This window comes from Ruegeria sp. BB5 (assembly GCF_056539405.1).
Map to the genome: position 1 here is coordinate 1 of NZ_JBQFUX010000027.1, position 965 is coordinate 965.

Consider the following 965-nt stretch of genomic DNA (forward strand, 5'->3'; position numbering starts at 1 on the left):
GGCGGCTGCCAATTCGTTGATATCGCTGAAAACCTGGCCATCGACCGCGCCAAGCAGCTGTTTGGGTGTGACTTCGCCAACGTGCAGCCGAACTCGGGCAGCCAGGCCAACCAGGGCGTGTTCCAGGCGCTGATCCAACCCGGCGACACCATCTTGGGCATGAGCCTGGATGCAGGCGGTCACCTGACCCACGGCGCGCGCCCCAACCAGTCGGGCAAGTGGTTCAACGCGGTGCAGTACGGCGTCCGCAAGGAAGACAACATGCTGGATTATGATCAGGTCGAGGCGCTGGCGAAAGAGCACCAGCCCAAGCTGATCATCGCCGGAGGCTCGGCCATCCCGCGCGTGATCGACTTTGCCCGCATGCGCGAGATCGCCGACATGGTCGGTGCCTATCTGCACGTGGACATGGCGCATTTCGCCGGTCTGGTTGCGGCTGGCGAACACCCCAGCCCCTTCCCGCACGCGCATGTGGCGACGACGACCACGCACAAGACCCTGCGCGGTCCGCGTGGTGGCATGATCCTGACCAATGATGAAGATATCGCTAAGAAAGTGAATTCGGCGATCTTCCCCGGCATTCAGGGCGGCCCGCTGATGCATGTGATCGCGGCCAAGGCTGTGGCCTTCGGCGAGGCTCTGCAGCCTGCGTTCAAGGACTATATCAAGCAGGTCGTCGTCAATTCGCAGGCATTGTCGGATCAACTGATCAAGGGCGGTCTGGACACGGTGACCCACGGCACCGACACCCATGTGGTGCTGGTCGACCTGCGCCCCAAAGGCGTGAAGGGCAACGCGACCGAAAAGGCCCTGGGCCGCGCGCATATCACCTGCAACAAGAACGGCGTGCCGTTTGACCCGGAAAAACCGACCGTCACCAGCGGCATCCGCCTGGGCTCGCCCGCCGGCACCACCCGCGGCTTTGGCGAGGTCGAATTCCGCCAGATCGCCGACTGGATCATCGA

Annotated in this window: 1 protein-coding gene; it reads left to right on the plus strand. The window is 63.3% G+C overall.

Going from position 1 to position 965, the window contains the following annotated elements; translation table 11 throughout:
- The coding region (glyA, locus tag ACR0DL_RS21465; protein ID WP_480691294.1) for a serine hydroxymethyltransferase at positions 1–965 on the plus strand (965 nt) is incomplete at both ends.